This is a genomic window from Polynucleobacter sp. UB-Tiil-W10 (assembly GCF_018881605.1).
GTDB lineage: Bacteria > Pseudomonadota > Gammaproteobacteria > Burkholderiales > Burkholderiaceae > Polynucleobacter.
Window position 1 is genome coordinate 1,704,648 of the sequence record NZ_JACVPZ010000001.1, and the last position, 16,444, is coordinate 1,721,091.

The following is a 16,444-nucleotide window of genomic DNA, read 5'->3' on the forward strand; positions in this document are numbered from 1 at the left end:
ATGAGCCAAGCTTTTGACGTAGTAGTAATTGGTGGTGGTCCTGGTGGCTACATCGCCGCAATTCGTGCAGCGCAACTTGGTTTTAAAGTTGCCTGTGCTGAATCTAGTTCTTATGATGATCCAAAGGGTGAGCCACGTTTGGGTGGTACTTGCTTAAACGTTGGTTGTATTCCATCCAAGGCTTTGTTGGCATCTTCAGAAGAATTCGAAAAGATCAACCATCACGCTGCTGATCATGGCATTAAAGTGGGTGCGGTTAGCATTGACACTAAAAAGATGATCGCTCGTAAGGATGACATCGTTACCAAAATGACGGGTGGCATTCAGTACTTGTTCCGCAAGAATAAAATCACTTTGTTAAAAGGCCATGCTTCATTTGAAGGTAAGGGCGCTGACGGTTATCAAGTGAATATTGATGGCAAAGATAAAGAAACGGTTACTGCAAAGAATGTGATCATTGCAACGGGTTCTAAAGCGCGTCATCTTCCTGGTATTACTGTGGACAACGTGTTGATCTGCGATAACGAAGGTGCGCTCAAGTTTGATTCTGCCCCCAAGAAATTAGGTGTAATCGGTGCTGGTGTAATCGGCTTGGAGTTGGGTTCAGTATGGCGCCGTCTCGGTGCTGAGGTGACCGTCCTTGAAGCAATGCCTTCATTCTTAGGCGCTTGCGATATCGGCATTGCTAAAGAAGCGCAAAAGCTTTTTGCTAAACAAGGTTTAGATATTCATACTGGCGTGAAGATTGGCGATGTCAAAGCAGACAAGAAGGGTGTAGTTGTTAATTACACCGATAGCGCTGGTAAGGCTGCCAAGTTGGAATGCGATCGTTTAATTGTTTCTGTTGGTCGTGTGCCAAACACAGATAAATTGGGTTTAGACAAGATTGGCCTCAAAGTGGATGAGCGCGGTTTCATTCCAATTGATGATCACACTTGTGCAACTAGCGCGCCTGGCGTTTACGCAGTGGGTGACGTAGTGCGCGGTCCAATGTTGGCACATAAGGCCGAAGATGAAGGTGTTTTGGTTGCTGAGGTGATTGCTGGTCAAAAACCACACATCGATTACAACTGCATTCCTTGGGTTATTTACACTGATCCTGAAATTGCATGGGTTGGTAAAACTGAACAAGCCCTTAAAGAAGCTGGCGTTGCATATAAAGCGGGTCAGTTCCCATTTGCTGCTAACGGCCGTGCATTAGGCATGGGTCGCGCCGATGGCTTCATTAAGGTATTGGCTGACGCTAAGACAGACGAAATTCTTGGCGTACACATCATCGGCGCCAATGCTTCTGACTTAATTGCTGAAGCAGCGGTTGCAATGGAATTTAAAGCAGCAGCAGAAGATATTGCTCGTATCTGTCATGCACATCCAAGTTTGTCTGAAGTGATGCGCGAAGCAGCGTTAGCGACAGACTCACGTGCATTAAATATGTAATTGAAAACCATTGAGTTTTACCAACAAGAGTTAAAGACGCGCGGGTATCAAAGTGATCCCGCGCAGCTTCGCGCCGTAGAGCGTCTTCAGAAATGTGAAGACGAGTGGATTGCTTACAAAGAAATCCGTAGCAATAGCTTAAAGAAAAAGATATTTAAACCAACACTTCCCCGAGGCTTGTATTTGTGGGGTGGAGTGGGTCGCGGTAAATCTTTCCTCATGGACTGCTTTTATGCGGCATCTCCATTAGAAAAGAAAATCCGCATTCATTTTCATGAATTTATGCGTGAAGTGCATCGTGAATTGCATGAGCTCTCAGGATTGGCAGATCCATTGGATGAGTTATCCAAGAGAATCGCTAATCGCTATCGCTTAATCTGCTTTGATGAGTTTCATATCAATGACATCGCCGATGCCATGATTCTCTATCGCTTGCTTAGTGCGCTGTTTGCAGATCGCGTACAGTTTGTGATGACATCGAACTATCGCCCGGATCAGTTGTATCCGAATGGATTGCATCGCGATCGATTATTACCAGCGATTAAATTGCTAGAAGAAAAGCTCGATGTCTTGAATGTTGATGCCGGCAATGATTACCGCCGCGTACAGATGGCGCAAGTGGAAGCCTACCTCACTCCCGTGAATGCAGAAACGCAAGCAACCCTTGGCCAAATGTTTCAAACCTTGATTGGCAATCAAAAAGAGGCTCGTAATCCAGTCTTAAATATTGAGTCCCGTGAATTGCGCCCCTTGCATATGGCAGATGGTGTGGTTTGGTTTGATTTCAAAACCTTGTGCTGTGGCCCGCGCTCGCAAAACGATTATCTAGAGATCTCCAATCAGTTTCATACGGTCATCCTATCTGGGGTGCCTTATATGCCCCCGAGAATGACTAATGAAGCACGCCGCTTTATTTGGTTAATTGACGTCTTATACGACCATAAGATCAAGCTCATCATGTCCGCCGAGGTCCCAGCCCCGGATTTGTACACCGAGGGTCAAATTACCGCTGAATTCTCTCGAACCGTGTCCCGATTGATCGAGATGCAGTCTCGTGACTACCTAGATGCGCCGCGCCGGGTAATTGATACCAGCTTGACCTAAAATAGGGTCATGAGCAGCTTTTCAACCCTAAATGCCGATTTACACTGCCACTCAGTGGTTTCTGATGGAACTTTGACGCCTGAAGAATTAGCTGAGCGCGCCAAGGCAAATGGTGTGCATTTATGGGCACTGACCGATCACGATGAGCTAGGCGGTCAAAAGCGTGCCCGCGAGGCGGCTAATGCATTAAGTATTGATTATCTTGGTGGCGTAGAAATCTCCGTAACCTGGATGGGTCAAACTATTCATATCGTTGGTCTTGGAATTGATGCTGAACATGCCGGAATTATCGAAGGCTTGCGACGCACGCGTGAAGGCAGAGGTAATCGCGCGAAACTCATGGCCGAGCAATTACTAAAAGCAGGTATCCCTGGTGCCTATGAGGGCGCTCTGCATTTTGCTGGTAATCATGACTTGATTTCGAGAACACACTTTGCGCGCTTTCTCGTGGAGCAGGGCGTATGCAAAGATACCGAGCACGTATTTAAAAACTATTTAATTGAAGATAAGCCTGGCTACGTACCCCATTTGTGGGCAACGCTTGATGATGCAGTCGCTTGGATTAAAGCAGCTGGTGGTGTTGCAGTGATTGCACACCCTGGACGCTATAAGCTTAATGCGATGCAGATGGATGAACTCTATAAGCACTTCAAAGATATAGGAGGCTTAGCTATTGAAGTGATTACGGGTAGCCATAGTCCTCATCAGTATCAAACTTATGGAAAGATTGCGCAGCAATATGGATTCTTAGCTTCTCGCGGTTCAGATTTTCATGATCCGAACGAGAGTCATACTGATCTCGGAAAACTGCCACACTTGCCCGACCATCTGACTCCAGTATGGTCTGCTTTTCATTAAATATTAAATACCTTAACTACTTAACCACTTAGAAAAAGAATACAGATGTTTGCTGAACGCGTTCTCTCTGGCATGCGACCAACCGGTAGCTTGCACCTGGGTCACTACCACGGTGTTTTAAAGAACTGGGTGCGCTTGCAGTCAGAATATCCTTGCTTCTTTTTTGTGGCTGATTGGCATGCATTAACCACGCATTACGAGACACCGGATGTGATTGAACAATCCGTATGGGACATGGTGATTGATTGGTTGGCAACAGGCGTAGATCCAAATCAAGCAACCTTGTTTATTCAAAGCAAAGTGCCTGAACATGCCGAACTCTTTTTATTGCTCTCCATGGGAACCCCATTGGGCTGGCTCGAGAGGGTGCCTACCTATAAAGATCAAATCGAGAAGCTTAAGGAAAAAGACCTCCAAACCTATGGCTTCTTAGGTTATCCATTGCTACAAGCGGCTGATATTTTGATCTATCGTGCGCAGTTTGTGCCGGTAGGGGAAGATCAGGTGCCGCACGTAGAGATGACGCGTGAAGTAGCGCGTCGCTTTAATTATTTATATGGACGTGAGCCTGGCTTTGAGGAAAAAGCGTTAGAAGCAGTTAAAAAATTAGGCAGTAAGCGTGCCAAGATGTATGCGGAATTACGCGTCGCTTTCCAAGAGCGTGGCGATGATGAGGCCTTGGAGCAAGCGAAGGCTTTATTGCATGAAGCACAAAGTCTTTCCATGGCTGACCGTGAACGACTCTTTGGTTTCTTGGAGGGTGCTCGCAAAATTATTCTGCCTGAACCACAAGCATTGCTGACAACAGCATCACGCATGCCAGGTATTGATGGGCAGAAAATGTCCAAGTCTTATGGCAATACGATTAGCATTCGTGAAAATCCGGAAGATGTGATTAAAAAGATTCGTACGATGCCTACTGATCCTGCGAGGGTTCGCAGAACTGATGCGGGCGATCCTGCGCGTTGTCCCGTATGGCAGTTGCATACCGTTTACTCCAATGATGAGACAAAACAATGGGCTGATAAGGGATGCAAGTCAGCAGGTATTGGCTGCTTAGAGTGTAAGCAACCTGTAATTGATGCCATTCTGGCTGAGCAACAACCCATGTTTGAGCGCGCACAAAAGTACCTTGATGACCCTAGTTTATTGCGCTCGATTATTGCTGACGGCTGCGATAAGGCCCGCAAGGTTGCGCAAGAAACCATGCGCGAGGTTCGTGAGGCAATGGGCCTTGCTTACGATTGAGGTTTGATCTTGCCTAGCGCACATGATCCCATTTTGAGTGCCTCTCCATGGGTGAGGCGATTTGCACCGCTTGCCCCAAAGGGTGGAGTGATATTAGATTTGGCCTGTGGCTCTGGACGGCACTCTGAGTTAATAGCCAGTATGGGTCATGAGGTGCTTGCGGTTGATCAGGATGTTGCGGCAATTCAAGCGCTCAATAATCCCTTGATCACTGCTCAATGCCTTGATCTTGAGGGGGTTGAGTGGCCTCTTGCTGGTTCCGAATTTAGCGCTATCGTAGTCACCAACTATCTGTATCGCCCATATCTGGACGAGCTTCCCCAAATGCTGCAAAAAGACGGGGTTTTGATATACGAAACCTTTGCTCTAGGGAATGGGGATTTTGGCAAGCCATCCAACCCTAATTTCCTCTTAAATCCAGGGGAATTGCTCACTTTTGCCTCTCGTCATGGGCTCAAGGTGGTAGCCTTTGAGGATATTTATGTGGATCAGCCCAAACCAGCTATGGTTCAGCGCCTGTGCGCTGTAAAAGGTGAGCTAAAACAGCGCATTCCGTTACAATTTCAGGGTTAAGACAGCTAAAAATCGGTGCATATTCGGTGACAAATTCAGCGCATTCCAAAGGTAGTAAAAAGCCCATCGCTGGTAGCATGCCGGCTATTGTTACTCCGATGTTCGAGGATGGCAGCTTGGATTACCCCAGCTTGCGTTCATTATTGGACTGGCACGTTGCCGAAGGTACGGACGGTATTGTCATCGTTGGAACTAGCGGCGAGTCCCCCACAGTTTCTGTTGAAGAACATTGCGAATTGATTCGCGTGACCGTGGAGCAGATCGCAGGACGCATTCCGGTGATTGCTGGTACAGGTGGCAACTCTACGATTGAGGCGATTGAATTAACCAAATTTGCTAAACAGGTTGGTGCCGATGCCAGCTTGCAAGTGGTGCCGTATTACAACAAGCCAACCCAAGATGGAATGTTTGCCCACTTTAAAAAGATTGCTGAGTCCGTGGATTTACCAGTGATTTTGTACAACGTCCCTGGAAGAACTGTTGCTGACTTGGCTGGTGATACCGTAGTGCGTTTAGCAGGAGTGCCGGGCATCATCGGAATTAAAGAGGCGACAGGTAGCCTAGAGCGTGGAACTTTGTTAATTAACGATCTTAAGCGCGCCGGTCATCAAGATTTCTCAGTATTTTCCGGCGACGATTTAACGGCTGCGATGTTGATGCTCATGGGCGGCAAAGGGAATATCTCAGTCACCGCTAATATTGCGCCACGTTTGATGCATGAACTCTGTGTTGCAGCCATGTCAGATGATGTGAAGAGAACCCGTGAAATTCAATATCAATTGATCGCAGTACATAAAGCAATGTTTACAGAAGCAAACCCAATCCCTGTTAAATGGGCCTTGCATGAGATGGGTAAGATTACTGCCGGCATTCGTTTGCCATTAACACCCTTAAGCAATTCCTTGCGCGAGCCTTTAAAAGCAGCGTTAAAACAGGCCAACCTACTATGATGAATTTGTTCTCAATATTGCGTCGATATGTATCGATTCTGGCTTTAATATTTATCGCATCTACTGCGCTGACGGCATGTAAATCGGTTACCAGTAACGATACGGTTGACTACAAAAGCTCAGGCGCTGTTCGTGGACCTAATCTGTCATATCCACCGGACTTGATTACTGCACAAGCGGATCGTCGCTATATTGTTCAAGACGGCACGGCTACCATGTCTGAATACAATGCTGCTGTTAAGAAGTCGTCCCAGATGCGTAGCAACGTGATGACAGGTATTCCGGGTATGCGTATAGCGCGTGATGGTGAGCGTCGTTGGTTGGTTGTTGAAAAACCAGCGCCTGAACTCTATCCGCAAGTGAAAGATTTTTGGCAAGAGAACGGCTTCCTTTTGGTTGTTGACTCTCCATCAACCGGAATTATGGAAACTGACTGGGCTGAAAATCGCGCGAAGATTGCGCAAGATTTCATTCGCTCTGCTATTGGTAGCGCCTTGGATTCAATTTACGACACTGGCGAGCGTGATAAATACAAGACACGCTTAGAAGTTTCTAAGCCTGGTGAGACAGAGATTTACATTACTCAACGTGGCGCGATTGAAAAATGCGTCACCGACACCACTGGTGCGTGCTTGTCCACTATCTGGACTTCTCGTCCGAATGACCCAGAGTTAGAGGCAGTATTTTTGGCTCGCTTGATGGAGCGCTTGGGTATGACTCAAGAGCAAGCTAAGGCTATGGTTGCAGCGCCTTTGGGTCCTAAAACTCCAAAAGCCAAGTTTGTACAAGAGGGTAGTAACCAAGGCTACATTGAGATGAGCGCTGGTTTTGATCGCTCATGGCGTGATATTGGATTGGCTTTAGATCGCTCTAACTTCACAGTCGAAGATCGCAATCGTTCCACAGGTGTTTACTATGTTCGTTACGTAAATCCGAAGGACTTGGGAGATACCAAAGGCTTCTTCTCTAATCTCTTTAGCAGCAAAGATGAATCTGGTATGAAGGCTAAAAAATATCAGGTTGTTGTGAAGAGCACTGGAGAAAATTCTGCGAATGTTTATGTGCAGAATGCGGATGGCAAACCAGAAAATACACCTGCTGGATTCCAGTTGCTTACCTTGCTAACGGATCAATTAACACAGTAATTGTTTTTGCAGATAATAAAAAAGCCGCTTCTCAGCGGCTTTTTTTCTTCATGAAGAAGATTACTTCTTAGCGTCAGCAGCAGGAGCTTCAGCAGCAGGAGCAGCAGGAGCAGCAGCAGGAGCTTCAGCAGCAGGTGCAGCAGGAGCAGCTTCAACAGGTTTTGCTTCTTCTTTTTTACCGCAAGCAGCTAAGGCGATTGCTAACATTGCAGCGAATAGTAGTGACTTCTTCATTTGTAAATTCCTTTAATAAATTAACAACAATTACCGGTAATTGTTTTCCGGATATACCAAGGGATTATCCCTAAGTAGTTTCCAGCAAATATTATATCCATCTCCGGATTTAGGGCTGAAAAACTAGCCATCCAGCCAAATAGGCTTCATAAAGACTAGATTTGTCGAGCTTTGGGAGTTTGCTTGTTGTAAGCATTTTAGTAGCTGACAAGGTCTGCCAAGCCTGTCCAATATCCGGCTTTTGACCCTGAACCATATTGTCCCCATTGCAGTAAACCTGCTTCCCCAGACTCAAAATACGGGTTTTTGGGTGAGGGATCAGATTGCTAGTGCCCAACTTCTTTGAAAATTCTCTAGGATTCAGGGGATTTTCAGGGCCATCAAAGAAAGCTTGCTGTTTAGGCTCCGAAAGGTAGGCGGTGATGCCCGGTAGAAACCCATCAATTTGGTCTAGTTTCAGCTCTTTGAGCTTGGATCTGAGTTGTTTGATGAGCTCATCAGGCAATTGTTCGGCAGACTGGGTCGCGCCTTGTTCTGGGTCTGCAAACTTGCCCTCTAGGGCAGGAATATCCTCCAAGGACTCTGCTAAGCGCCACAAACCCTCTTGCAGTAATTCTTTAAAGCTAGGCGAGCGAAATCCTACTGACCATGTTTGACAGCCAGCATCTAGGGCAATACCATTATGAGCTATATGGGGCGGTAAATACAGCATATCGCCTGGTTCCAGAATCCAATTTTCTTCCGGTTTAAAGTTCTGCAGAATTTTTAAGGGGAGATTTGGGTTGAGGCTGAGATCTTTTTGTTCCGAAATGCGCCACTGTCTTCTGCCAGACATTTGAATCAGGAAGACATCGTAAGAGTCAAAATGTGGGCCAACACCACCTCCAATACCGGCAATGCTAATCATCAAGTCATCAAGGCGGGCATCAGGAATAAAGCGAAACCAAGAGAGTATTTTTGCCGCTGCAGGGTGATGCGCTTCCATCCCTTGAAATAACAAAGTCCAATCGGGTTTATGAATTGAAGGTATTGCCCTTTTGGTCAGCGGGCCGCTATCAAAACTCCAGGGCTTCGATTTCACAAGGCGGGACTCAACCTCATCATCTAGGGCAAATTTGAGTAAATCTTGAGTGGGTATAGGACTCTCTAAGGACTCTCCGGACTGAGCAGAGAGTTTGAATGCCGGAATCGCTCCACGGACAAGCAGGGGCTTTTTATGCCAATAGCGCCCCATGAACTGCTCTGGGCTAATGCCTCCAAATAAGGCCCAGGACTCATCTAAAGGGAGATTTGTGGGTGCCTGAGGTGGATCGTAAGGTTTGCTCAAGTAAAATGAGGTCATAAATAAATGATTAAAAACGAATGTTCGATAAATCCCGTATGAAGATTGAAAAAAATACCATCGTATCCCTTCGGTATAAGTTAACCGATGCGCAAAACAATGTCATCGAAGAACCAGATTCTCCGATGGTATACCTGCATGGCGGCTATGAAGGCACTTTTCCTAAAATCGAGACTTTGCTTGATGGTCAAGATGTTGGTTATGAAGCTACGATTCAGCTTGAGCCTAGTGAGGCATTTGGTGAGTATGACCCCGAGCTTTTAAAGATTGAGCCTCGCACACGTTTTCCTGAGCCTCTAGAAGTAGGCATGCAGTTTGAAGGCATTCCAGATGCGGAGGAGGGCGCGAGCGCCGATGATGCAGATGCTGATGACGAGCCTTTGATCTATACGATTACCGATGTTGCAGACAATCAAGTAGTGCTAGATGGTAATCATCCTTTGGCAGGGATGGCATTGCGTTTTTGGGTTCAGGTAGAAGATGTTCGCGCTGCTACAGATGATGAAATTGAAAATCGTCATCCAGAAGGAGGCGAGAGTTTTTCATTTGGCATGCCAAATGATGATGACGATGATGAAGAGTTTCCTGGTAGCGCATTAGGCGGTGATAGCACCGGTCCACGCACCCTGCATTAATCACGCGCTCAAGATGCAAAAAAGGAATAGCACGCTATTCCTTTTTCTTTACTTTACTTCCGCACCATACTGATAGCGCTACTCTTTTAGCCATTCTTTAATAGCATCAAGATCGCGCTTGGTATCGCTTGAGCCAACAGCATCAGCCTCTGCAGGGGCATTACTTAATTTCGCAAGTGCTTTTTCTAGCGCTGCGATTTTTGCTTCTTGCTCGATCGTTGCATCGATTAAACCCTTTAGAGCCATCGACACAGGATCATCTACATTGGGTGTAACACCATAAGCAGAAAAGTATTCTTTTGTTTTGCTATCTGGGCTTTGCGGTAAGTCCGGGTGCAAAATCCGCGCCGGAATGCCAACAGCAGTAGCTCCTGCAGGAATCTCTTTTAGTACCACTGCGTTAGAACCCACGCGTGCGCCATCGCCCACAGTAAAACCGCCAAGTACTTTTGCGCCGGCACTGATAACAACGCCTTTACCAAGAGTAGGGTGGCGCTTAACGCCTTTATAAAGCGAAGTGCCTCCCAGGGTAACGCCCTGATAAATAGTGCAGTCATCACCAATTTCAGTTGTCTCGCCAATCACAATACCAAGCCCATGATCTAGGAAAACTCTGTGACCAATCTTTGCGCCAGGATGAATTTCAATACCCGTCAAAAAGCGTGCAAACATGGAAAGTACTCGTGCAATCCATTTCAGGCCGACATTCCATAAAAAATGGGAAACACGATGCAACCAAACGGCATGTAAACCTTGGTAGCAGGTGATGACCTCGAGACGATTTCTTGCTGCTGGGTCTCTGGCGATGATGGAGTCGACTTGGTCGAAGAATGGATTGGACATGTTTTGATTTTAACGGGATGTGCTTATTTTCTCAGGAGCATCTGTTTTGCTATCCCCCGCAGAAGATCAATCTCTTCCTTATGCAGGCGACTACGTGCAAAGAGGGCCTGTATACGGGGCATGAGTTTCTTGGGGTTCGCTGGGTCTAAATAGCCTATTGCCTCCAGACCTTCACGCCAATGCTCCAGCATGGCCGCTACGGCTGCGGGATCGGCAAAGTCAGCCCTTTCTTCTCGGTTGGCCAACGAGTGCGGTTTGTCGGTATTCCGATGCAGCGTTTCTCTGAGGGTATAGGCGCAGACCATTAAGGCTTGAGCAAGATTGAGCGAGGGGTAGGCGGGATTGGCATCCAACCAGACCCTATGCGTGCATAAGGCTAAATGATCGTTATCCAGGCCCGTCCTCTCTGGTCCAAAGAGGAGGGCAACCTTTCTTCCCCCTGAGGTCGTATCTGCTATTAAGGAGCGGGCATTTTCCCAGTCGAGGGCTGGTGGCCCAAATTCCCGATCACGGCTAGTGAGACCCAGCACAAGAGAGCATCCTTCTACGGCGGAAGCTAAGGCATCTGTTTCAGAGGACCCCTCTAGGATATCTACAGCACCGCTAGCCAGAGCAATCGCTTCAGCATTTGCCGCCATGCCTTTGATCTTGGGATTGATGAGGCGTAGATCGCTAAAGCCCATGGTTTTGAGGGCGCGCGCGGCTGAGCCGACGTTTCCAGGATGGCTGGTTTCGACTAAAACCCAACGAAGTAATTCGGCTGTATAGATATTCATCAATGCACTAAGAAGGGGTTAATGGGATGTAATGGACGCTAATCGTTTAGAATCAATCTGTTAGCTTCGTATTGTCATTCAATTTACCCTAGTTGTAGGCAATACAAGGAGCTTGTTCTTATTTAATTTGTCCATCAATACTATGCATCCCATGTTAAATGTGGCCGTCAAGGCCGCCCGTCGCGCTGGAACAGTCATCAATCGTGCTTCTTTGAATTTGGAGCGCTTGCAGGTTGACCGTAAGCAACATAACGATTTTGTAACCGAGGTGGACAAAGCCGCAGAAGTGGCCATCATAGAAACGCTGAGCGAAGCCTATCCAACCCATGGATTTTTGGCTGAAGAAACAGGCGAGCAAAATGCGGATGCAGAAAACGTCTGGATCATTGATCCCTTAGATGGCACAACCAATTTCATTCATGGCTTTCCACAATATGCAGTGTCAATTGCGCTTGCAGTAAATGGGGTTATTCAACAAGCGGTTGTCTATGACCCAACCCGCGATGAATTGTTTACCGCGACACGTGGTGCAGGCGCGTATTTGGACCGTCGGCGTTTACGTGTAGCTTCCCAAGATCGTTTAACGAATGCTTTGTTGGGTACTGGCTTCCCGTATCGTGAAGATCAAGATTTGGAAAAATATTTAAAGATTTTTGGCGAGATGACACGCCAATGTGCGGGTTTGCGTCGTCCAGGAGCTGCTTCATTGGATTTGGCATATGTTGCAGCCGGTCGTTACGATGGTTTCTTTGAGAGCGATCTCAAGCCATGGGATATGGCAGCAGGCGCTTTGCTGATTACTGAAGCGGGTGGATTGATTGGCAACTATCGCGGCGAAGAAGGTTTTCTGAAAAGCGGTGAAGTCATGGCGGCAAATCCACGCATCTTTGCGCAGATGGTGCAGTCACTTTCAAAATACTCAGTTTCTTAATTCACTTCTTAATTCGTTTTTTAATCAGTGCTTAATAAGATCTAGATAGCGCACTCCAGCGCTATCTATTAAAAGGGCGCTTGCCCGAGGGCGCAGGCTCTCAGGGTGATCTAAATCCCAGTCTGATAAAACCCAGCGTTGCCAGGTCTGTGTACCCATCAATTCCTCATGATGCGCTGGCATGTGCGTATGCCCATGAATCAATCTGTCACCAGATTGCTCTCTCAATACAGCGGCGCATGCTTGTTGTGTGACATCCATTTTGCGTTGGTGTGACTCGGAGCGTTGCGTAGCTTGATATTGATTATGACTATTACTGCGCAGATGATGGGCAATGCCTTTGCGCCAATTGAGTGGCAGGCCTAAGAAGATTTTTTGTATCCACGGCTTTCTAACCCAGTTACGAAATACTTGATAACCAGTATCTGCAGTACATAAAGCATCACCATGGGCGAGTACCCATTTTTGCGAAGCAATCTCTACTGCGCTTGGATCTGACAAGAGAGTCATGCCCGTTTTTTTAATAAAACTTTTACCGATTAAAAAATCCCGATTGCCATGTAGGTAATACGTTTTTACTTTTGTAGAAAGGCTCGCAATTGCACGCTGCACTTCTTGCTGGAAAGGTGAGGATGCAGCAGCATCATCACCTATCCAATATTCAAATAAATCACCCAGAATAAATACGGCCTCGACTTTGGGAGCTTCTTTCTCGCAGAAGTCAAAAAAGCGTTGCGCCGTCAAGGGCATTGACGGCGTGAGGTGCAAATCTGATATGAGCAGTGCGCTCGCGTATTGCGGAATCATTCCTCGAGAACGGTAGCTTTCTCGATGACAACATCTTCAGCAGGAACGTCTTGATGAAAGCCAGAACTACTGGTCTTGACCTTGCGAATCGTATCGACAACATCCATACCATCTGTGACTTTGCCAAATACTGCATAGCCCCAACCTTGAGCATTAGGAGCGGTATGGTTTAAGAAATCATTGTCATTGACGTTGATGAAAAATTGGGCGGTAGCAGAGTGAGGATCGCTAGTGCGAGCCATTGCTACGGTGTAACGATCATTCTTCAGGCCGTTGTTAGCTTCGTTTTCAATCTCAGCGCCTGTTGGCTTTTGTTTCATGCCAGCAGTCATGCCGCCACCTTGAACCATGAAGTTATCAATCACGCGATGGAAAATCGTGCCATCGTAATGACCGCTTTTTACATATTGCAAAAAATTAGCAACGCTTTTAGGTGCCTTAGCTACATCAAGGGTGAGGGTGATATCACCCTTGTTAGTTTTTAAGAGTACTTTCGCCATTATTGGATCTACTTTCTGGAAGGTTAGTGGATGGGTTATTGCTCGGCAGAGAGCCCGAAGTATTCGGAGTTGAATTTACTGCAGGATTCACTGCGGGATTAATAGAACGCTTTGCGGGAGGCTTCAATATTTCTAGCAGCGCCTTCGCGCGGTTGGAATACTGACGTTGATTTAACTGGACATTTTTGGCAGCATCTTCATAAGCTTGCGCACCAAGGCGAATATAGATCTCACCTAAATTGGCTGAGGCAATGGCATAACTAGGGCGCAGTTTTAATGCCAGCTCTAAATAATCTCGTGCTTCAATCCATTGACCTTGGTTCGCAGCAATCGCTGCCAAATTATTGTAAGGCTCAGGTAGCTCTGGAAACTGCTGGGTAATTTCAATCAAAGTCTTTTTGGCTTGATCAAACTGACGCATCTCAATTTGTAAGCGCGCTTTTACAAAACGCAATTGCACATTACGCGGAGTCTTCTTAAGATCCACATTGATTTGAGTAACTGCGTCTTGATACTTGCGCGCCTTAATGAGTTTTTCGACCTCAGATGGAACGGCGTTCTTGGTGATCGGATCAGGCTCAATAATCAAGAAGGATAAAAATGGAACCCCAACAGTCTCTGAGAGCTCTGGGTTTAATGGGTCGTAGCCCATATCAGCAGACAGTCTAGGTGGGTCAGTCGGGCTGTAGCCACCCAAATAGGGTTGAGGCGCAGCTTGGGTTGAGCTGGTTTCCTGGGCATTTAAAGCCCGAATTTCCGAATCAGCACGTTGCTGGGCGGGGGTACTACAGCCTGTCATCAGCGCCAAAAATGCCAAAGAAGCAAAAGCTGGAGCTAAGACCTTACTGAGGGCTGGACGTGGCGCTGGGACGTTGTGGGACATAGAGGAAGGGGTGTGAAACGGGCTCATTCGATATACTCAGCGCTCAGTCTAACAAATTGGCGCTACTTGCCCCACCTTTATAGCCCTATGCTGCAAATCTATAACACCCTAAGTCGTTCAAAACAGGTCTTTCAGCCCATCGTACCGGGCAAGGTGAAGATGTACGTCTGCGGTATGACGGTCTATGACTTTTGCCATATTGGCCACGCTAGGGTCATGATTGTCTTTGATATGGTGGTTCGTTGGCTCAGGGATAGCGGCTATGAAGTGCAGTATGTACGCAACATCACGGATATTGACGACAAAATCATCAACCGCGCTATCGAGAATGGCGAGACCATTTCTGCATTAACTAATCGCTTTATTGGCGCTATGCACGCCGACTCTGACGAGTTGGGTTTAATACGTCCCGATCAGGAGCCGCGGGCCACCGACTACATCGCGCAGATGCAGGGCATGATTGGCAAATTGATTGAAAATGAATTGGCATACCAAGCGAATGATGGCGATGTCAATTTTGCTGTGCGCTTACTGCCGCGATACGGTCAACTATCTGGTAAGACGCTAGATGAACTCAATGCTGGCGAACGTGTAGCAGTAGGGGATGGCAAACGTGATCCGCTCGATTTTGTTTTATGGAAAAGCGCCAAGCCAGAAGAGCCAGAAGATACTCGTTGGCAATCCCCTTGGGGTGTAGGTCGTCCAGGTTGGCACATCGAATGTTCGGCAATGTCGTGTGATTTGCTAGGTGAGCACTTTGATATCCATGGCGGTGGCGCTGATTTACAGTTCCCGCACCATGAAAATGAAATCGCTCAAAGCGAAGGTGCCCTGTATGGCAAAGATCGCAAAGAAGATGATGCTCCGTTTGTTAACTACTGGATGCATAACGGGCACATCCGCGTAAACGAAGAGAAGATGTCTAAGTCTTTAGGCAACTTCTTTTTAATCCGGGATGTTTTAAAAAGTTTTGATCCAGAGGTACTGCGTTTCTTCATGTTGAAGGCGCATTACCGTAGTCCAATTAATTACAGCGATGCGCAATTAGAAGAGGCCCGTTCTGGCTTGGCCCGTCTATACACTGCCTTGGCTCAAGGACCTAAGGCACAGGCAATTGCACTGGACCCTAATAATCCGTGGGCAACGCGCTTTGCCACTGCGATGAATGACGACTTCAATACGCCCGAAGCGATTGCAGTCTTGTTTGATCTGGCAAGTGAAGTCAACCGCGCGCAAGGCGATGAAAAACAAGCGCTTGCCAATATATTGAAGGCACTGGGCGCTTCATTGAATTTCTTGCAACGTGATCCCACGGCATTTTTGCAAGCGGGGTCTAAAGATCAAGAAGGCTTAAGCCCAGCGCAAATTGAAGAACAGATTGCAGAGCGTGTGGCTGCTAAGCAGGGAAAAGACTTTGCTAAAGCTGACATGATTCGTAAAACATTATTAGAACAAGGGATTGTTCTAGAAGATAAACCCGGCGGCTTAACAGAATGGCGTAGGGCTTAATGACAGCAGTGAAAGAAAAAACAGCAGCAGAATCCATCTTGCAAGAAGTTGCCCCAGATTATTGGGAGCAGGCTTGTAAGGAGTTGATGAAGCAAGACCGCATTCTCAAAAAAATTATCCCGAAGTATGGATCTGGATTTTTAGTCACCCGTGGCGATGCGTTTAATACACTGGCAAGATCAATTGTTGGGCAGCAGATTTCAGTAGCGGCGGCGCAATCGGTTTGGAATAGGGTGCTTGCTGCTAGCAAAAAGAAAGTGACCCCTAAAAATATCCTGGCACTCACAATAGAAGAATTGCGCGCTGCTGGTTTATCTGGTCGTAAGGTCGAGTACATCCGAGATTTAGCGGACCACTTTGATTCTGGTCGCTTGCATGCTAACCAGTGGAAAGACATGGATGACGAGAGCGTTATCAAGGAATTGAGCTCAATTCGGGGAATTGGTCGTTGGACTGCCGAAATGTTCCTCATTTTCAATATGGTTCGCCCCAATATCCTGCCCTTAGACGACGTTGGCCTGATTAAGGCCATCTCCCTCAATTACTTCAGTGGCGAGCCTGTCAGCCGCCATGAGGCCCGTGAGGTGGCGGCAAATTGGGCGCCTTGGCGTACGGTTGCCACCTGGTATATGTGGAGAAGTATCGACCCAATCCCAGTTGAATATTAAA

General features: G+C 47.0%; 18 protein-coding genes. 11 read left to right on the forward strand and 7 right to left on the reverse strand.

Annotated elements, in window-relative coordinates; genetic code table 11:
- The 7 genes from lpdA (at nt 1) to bamC (ending at nt 7,315) form a co-directional block, all read left to right on the forward strand.
- The gene (gene lpdA, locus ICN33_RS08730; protein WP_216196213.1) at nt 1-1,437 is read left to right on the forward strand and encodes a dihydrolipoyl dehydrogenase; all 1,437 of its coding nucleotides are present in this window, start codon (nt 1-3) and stop codon (nt 1,435-1,437) included.
- Nucleotides 1,438-2,541, forward strand: a complete 1,104-nt coding sequence (gene zapE / locus ICN33_RS08735) for a cell division protein ZapE (protein ID WP_216196214.1) — start codon at nt 1,438-1,440, stop codon at nt 2,539-2,541.
- A 9-nt stretch (nt 2,542-2,550) separates the two neighbouring features.
- Nucleotides 2,551-3,399: a 3',5'-nucleoside bisphosphate phosphatase gene (locus ICN33_RS08740; RefSeq protein ID WP_216196215.1), complete on the forward strand. Its 849-nt coding sequence runs from the start codon at nt 2,551-2,553 to the stop codon at nt 3,397-3,399.
- 45 nt (nt 3,400-3,444) lie between these two features.
- Nucleotides 3,445-4,647: a tryptophan--tRNA ligase gene (locus ICN33_RS08745; protein WP_216196216.1), complete on the forward strand. Its 1,203-nt coding sequence runs from the start codon at nt 3,445-3,447 to the stop codon at nt 4,645-4,647.
- A 9-nt stretch (nt 4,648-4,656) separates the two neighbouring features.
- A complete protein-coding gene (locus ICN33_RS08750; protein WP_255530769.1) occupies nt 4,657-5,220 on the forward strand; it encodes a bifunctional 2-polyprenyl-6-hydroxyphenol methylase/3-demethylubiquinol 3-O-methyltransferase UbiG in 564 nt (187 codons plus the stop codon).
- A 77-nt stretch (nt 5,221-5,297) separates the two neighbouring features.
- Complete coding sequence (dapA, locus tag ICN33_RS08755; protein ID WP_216196612.1) at nt 5,298-6,170, forward strand: 4-hydroxy-tetrahydrodipicolinate synthase; 873 nt, start codon at nt 5,298-5,300, stop codon at nt 6,168-6,170.
- Complete coding sequence (bamC, locus tag ICN33_RS08760) at nt 6,167-7,315, forward strand: outer membrane protein assembly factor BamC (RefSeq protein WP_216196217.1); 1,149 nt, start codon at nt 6,167-6,169, stop codon at nt 7,313-7,315. Before dapA ends, bamC begins: the two co-directional genes overlap by 4 nt.
- Before the next feature lie 60 nt (nt 7,316-7,375).
- On the opposite strand, the gene ICN33_RS08765 is transcribed toward bamC, so the two are convergent.
- Entirely contained in the window at nt 7,376-7,549 is a 174-nt protein-coding gene (locus tag ICN33_RS08765; protein WP_216196218.1) for a hypothetical protein, read from the reverse strand.
- A gap of 109 nt (nt 7,550-7,658) precedes the next feature.
- Nucleotides 7,659-8,891 carry a cupin domain-containing protein gene (locus ICN33_RS08770; RefSeq protein WP_216196219.1) on the reverse strand — a complete coding sequence of 411 codons (1,233 nt, stop codon included), beginning with the start codon at nt 8,889-8,891 and terminating at the stop codon, nt 7,659-7,661.
- A gap of 38 nt (nt 8,892-8,929) precedes the next feature.
- Here ICN33_RS08770 and ICN33_RS08775 point away from each other — a divergent pair, with 38 nt between their 5' ends.
- Entirely contained in the window at nt 8,930-9,526 is a 597-nt protein-coding gene (locus tag ICN33_RS08775) for a peptidylprolyl isomerase (RefSeq protein ID WP_216196613.1), read from the forward strand.
- 78 nt (nt 9,527-9,604) lie between these two features.
- Here ICN33_RS08775 and cysE read toward each other — a convergent pair whose 3' ends face one another.
- Both cysE and ICN33_RS08785 read right to left on the reverse strand, forming a co-directional pair.
- Nucleotides 9,605-10,369 carry a serine O-acetyltransferase gene (cysE, locus tag ICN33_RS08780; RefSeq protein WP_216196220.1) on the reverse strand — a complete coding sequence of 255 codons (765 nt, stop codon included), beginning with the start codon at nt 10,367-10,369 and terminating at the stop codon, nt 9,605-9,607.
- A 23-nt stretch (nt 10,370-10,392) separates the two neighbouring features.
- Nucleotides 10,393-11,145, reverse strand: a complete 753-nt coding sequence (locus tag ICN33_RS08785; protein ID WP_216196221.1) for an RNA methyltransferase — start codon at nt 11,143-11,145, stop codon at nt 10,393-10,395.
- A gap of 142 nt (nt 11,146-11,287) precedes the next feature.
- On the opposite strand from ICN33_RS08785, the gene ICN33_RS08790 reads away from it, so the two are divergent.
- A complete protein-coding gene (locus ICN33_RS08790) occupies nt 11,288-12,076 on the forward strand; it encodes an inositol monophosphatase family protein (RefSeq protein WP_216196222.1) in 789 nt (262 codons plus the stop codon).
- 24 nt (nt 12,077-12,100) lie between these two features.
- Here the strand turns inward: ICN33_RS08790 and ICN33_RS08795 are convergent, their stop codons facing one another.
- The 3 genes from ICN33_RS08795 to ICN33_RS08805 are packed head-to-tail and all read right to left on the reverse strand — an operon-like array spanning nt 12,101 to nt 14,266.
- Entirely contained in the window at nt 12,101-12,883 is a 783-nt protein-coding gene (locus ICN33_RS08795) for a UDP-2,3-diacylglucosamine diphosphatase (protein ID WP_216196223.1), read from the reverse strand.
- Complete coding sequence (locus tag ICN33_RS08800) at nt 12,880-13,383, reverse strand: peptidylprolyl isomerase (RefSeq protein ID WP_216196224.1); 504 nt, start codon at nt 13,381-13,383, stop codon at nt 12,880-12,882. Before ICN33_RS08800 ends, ICN33_RS08795 begins: the two co-directional genes overlap by 4 nt.
- Entirely contained in the window at nt 13,358-14,266 is a 909-nt protein-coding gene (locus ICN33_RS08805; RefSeq protein ID WP_255530773.1) for a M48 family metallopeptidase, read from the reverse strand. Before ICN33_RS08805 ends, ICN33_RS08800 begins: the two co-directional genes overlap by 26 nt.
- An 87-nt stretch (nt 14,267-14,353) precedes the next feature.
- Here ICN33_RS08805 and cysS point away from each other — a divergent pair, with 87 nt between their 5' ends.
- Both cysS and ICN33_RS08815 read left to right on the forward strand, forming a co-directional pair.
- Nucleotides 14,354-15,775, forward strand: a complete 1,422-nt coding sequence (gene cysS, locus ICN33_RS08810; protein ID WP_216196226.1) for a cysteine--tRNA ligase — start codon at nt 14,354-14,356, stop codon at nt 15,773-15,775.
- The gene (locus ICN33_RS08815) at nt 15,775-16,443 is read left to right on the forward strand and encodes a DNA-3-methyladenine glycosylase (protein WP_216196227.1); all 669 of its coding nucleotides are present in this window, start codon (nt 15,775-15,777) and stop codon (nt 16,441-16,443) included. Before cysS ends, ICN33_RS08815 begins: the two co-directional genes overlap by 1 nt.
- Nucleotide 16,444: the final 1 nt, after the last annotated feature.

Excerpts from the sequence above, each read along its gene's own strand:
- bamC (WP_216196217.1), top strand. The coding sequence starts at position 6,167 with ATGATGAATTTGTTCTCAATATTGCGTCGATATGTATCGATTCTGGCT.
- ICN33_RS08815 (WP_216196227.1), top strand. The coding sequence starts at position 15,775 with ATGACAGCAGTGAAAGAAAAAACAGCAGCAGAATCCATCTTGCAAGAA.
- ICN33_RS08745 (WP_216196216.1), top strand. The coding sequence starts at position 3,445 with ATGTTTGCTGAACGCGTTCTCTCTGGCATGCGACCAACCGGTAGCTTG.
- lpdA (WP_216196213.1), top strand. The coding sequence starts at position 1 with ATGAGCCAAGCTTTTGACGTAGTAGTAATTGGTGGTGGTCCTGGTGGC.
- ICN33_RS08805 (WP_255530773.1), bottom strand. The coding sequence starts at position 14,266 with ATGTCCCACAACGTCCCAGCGCCACGTCCAGCCCTCAGTAAGGTCTTA.
- dapA (WP_216196612.1), top strand. The coding sequence starts at position 5,298 with ATGCCGGCTATTGTTACTCCGATGTTCGAGGATGGCAGCTTGGATTAC.
- ICN33_RS08785 (WP_216196221.1), bottom strand. The coding sequence starts at position 11,145 with ATGAATATCTATACAGCCGAATTACTTCGTTGGGTTTTAGTCGAAACC.
- ICN33_RS08740 (WP_216196215.1), top strand. The coding sequence starts at position 2,551 with ATGAGCAGCTTTTCAACCCTAAATGCCGATTTACACTGCCACTCAGTG.
- ICN33_RS08765 (WP_216196218.1), bottom strand. The coding sequence starts at position 7,549 with ATGAAGAAGTCACTACTATTCGCTGCAATGTTAGCAATCGCCTTAGCT.
- ICN33_RS08800 (WP_216196224.1), bottom strand. The coding sequence starts at position 13,383 with ATGGCGAAAGTACTCTTAAAAACTAACAAGGGTGATATCACCCTCACC.
- ICN33_RS08770 (WP_216196219.1), bottom strand. The coding sequence starts at position 8,891 with ATGACCTCATTTTACTTGAGCAAACCTTACGATCCACCTCAGGCACCC.
- ICN33_RS08775 (WP_216196613.1), top strand. The coding sequence starts at position 8,930 with ATGAAGATTGAAAAAAATACCATCGTATCCCTTCGGTATAAGTTAACC.
- cysS (WP_216196226.1), top strand. The coding sequence starts at position 14,354 with ATGCTGCAAATCTATAACACCCTAAGTCGTTCAAAACAGGTCTTTCAG.
- ICN33_RS08795 (WP_216196223.1), bottom strand. The coding sequence starts at position 12,883 with ATGATTCCGCAATACGCGAGCGCACTGCTCATATCAGATTTGCACCTC.
- ICN33_RS08790 (WP_216196222.1), top strand. The coding sequence starts at position 11,288 with ATGCATCCCATGTTAAATGTGGCCGTCAAGGCCGCCCGTCGCGCTGGA.
- cysE (WP_216196220.1), bottom strand. The coding sequence starts at position 10,369 with ATGTCCAATCCATTCTTCGACCAAGTCGACTCCATCATCGCCAGAGAC.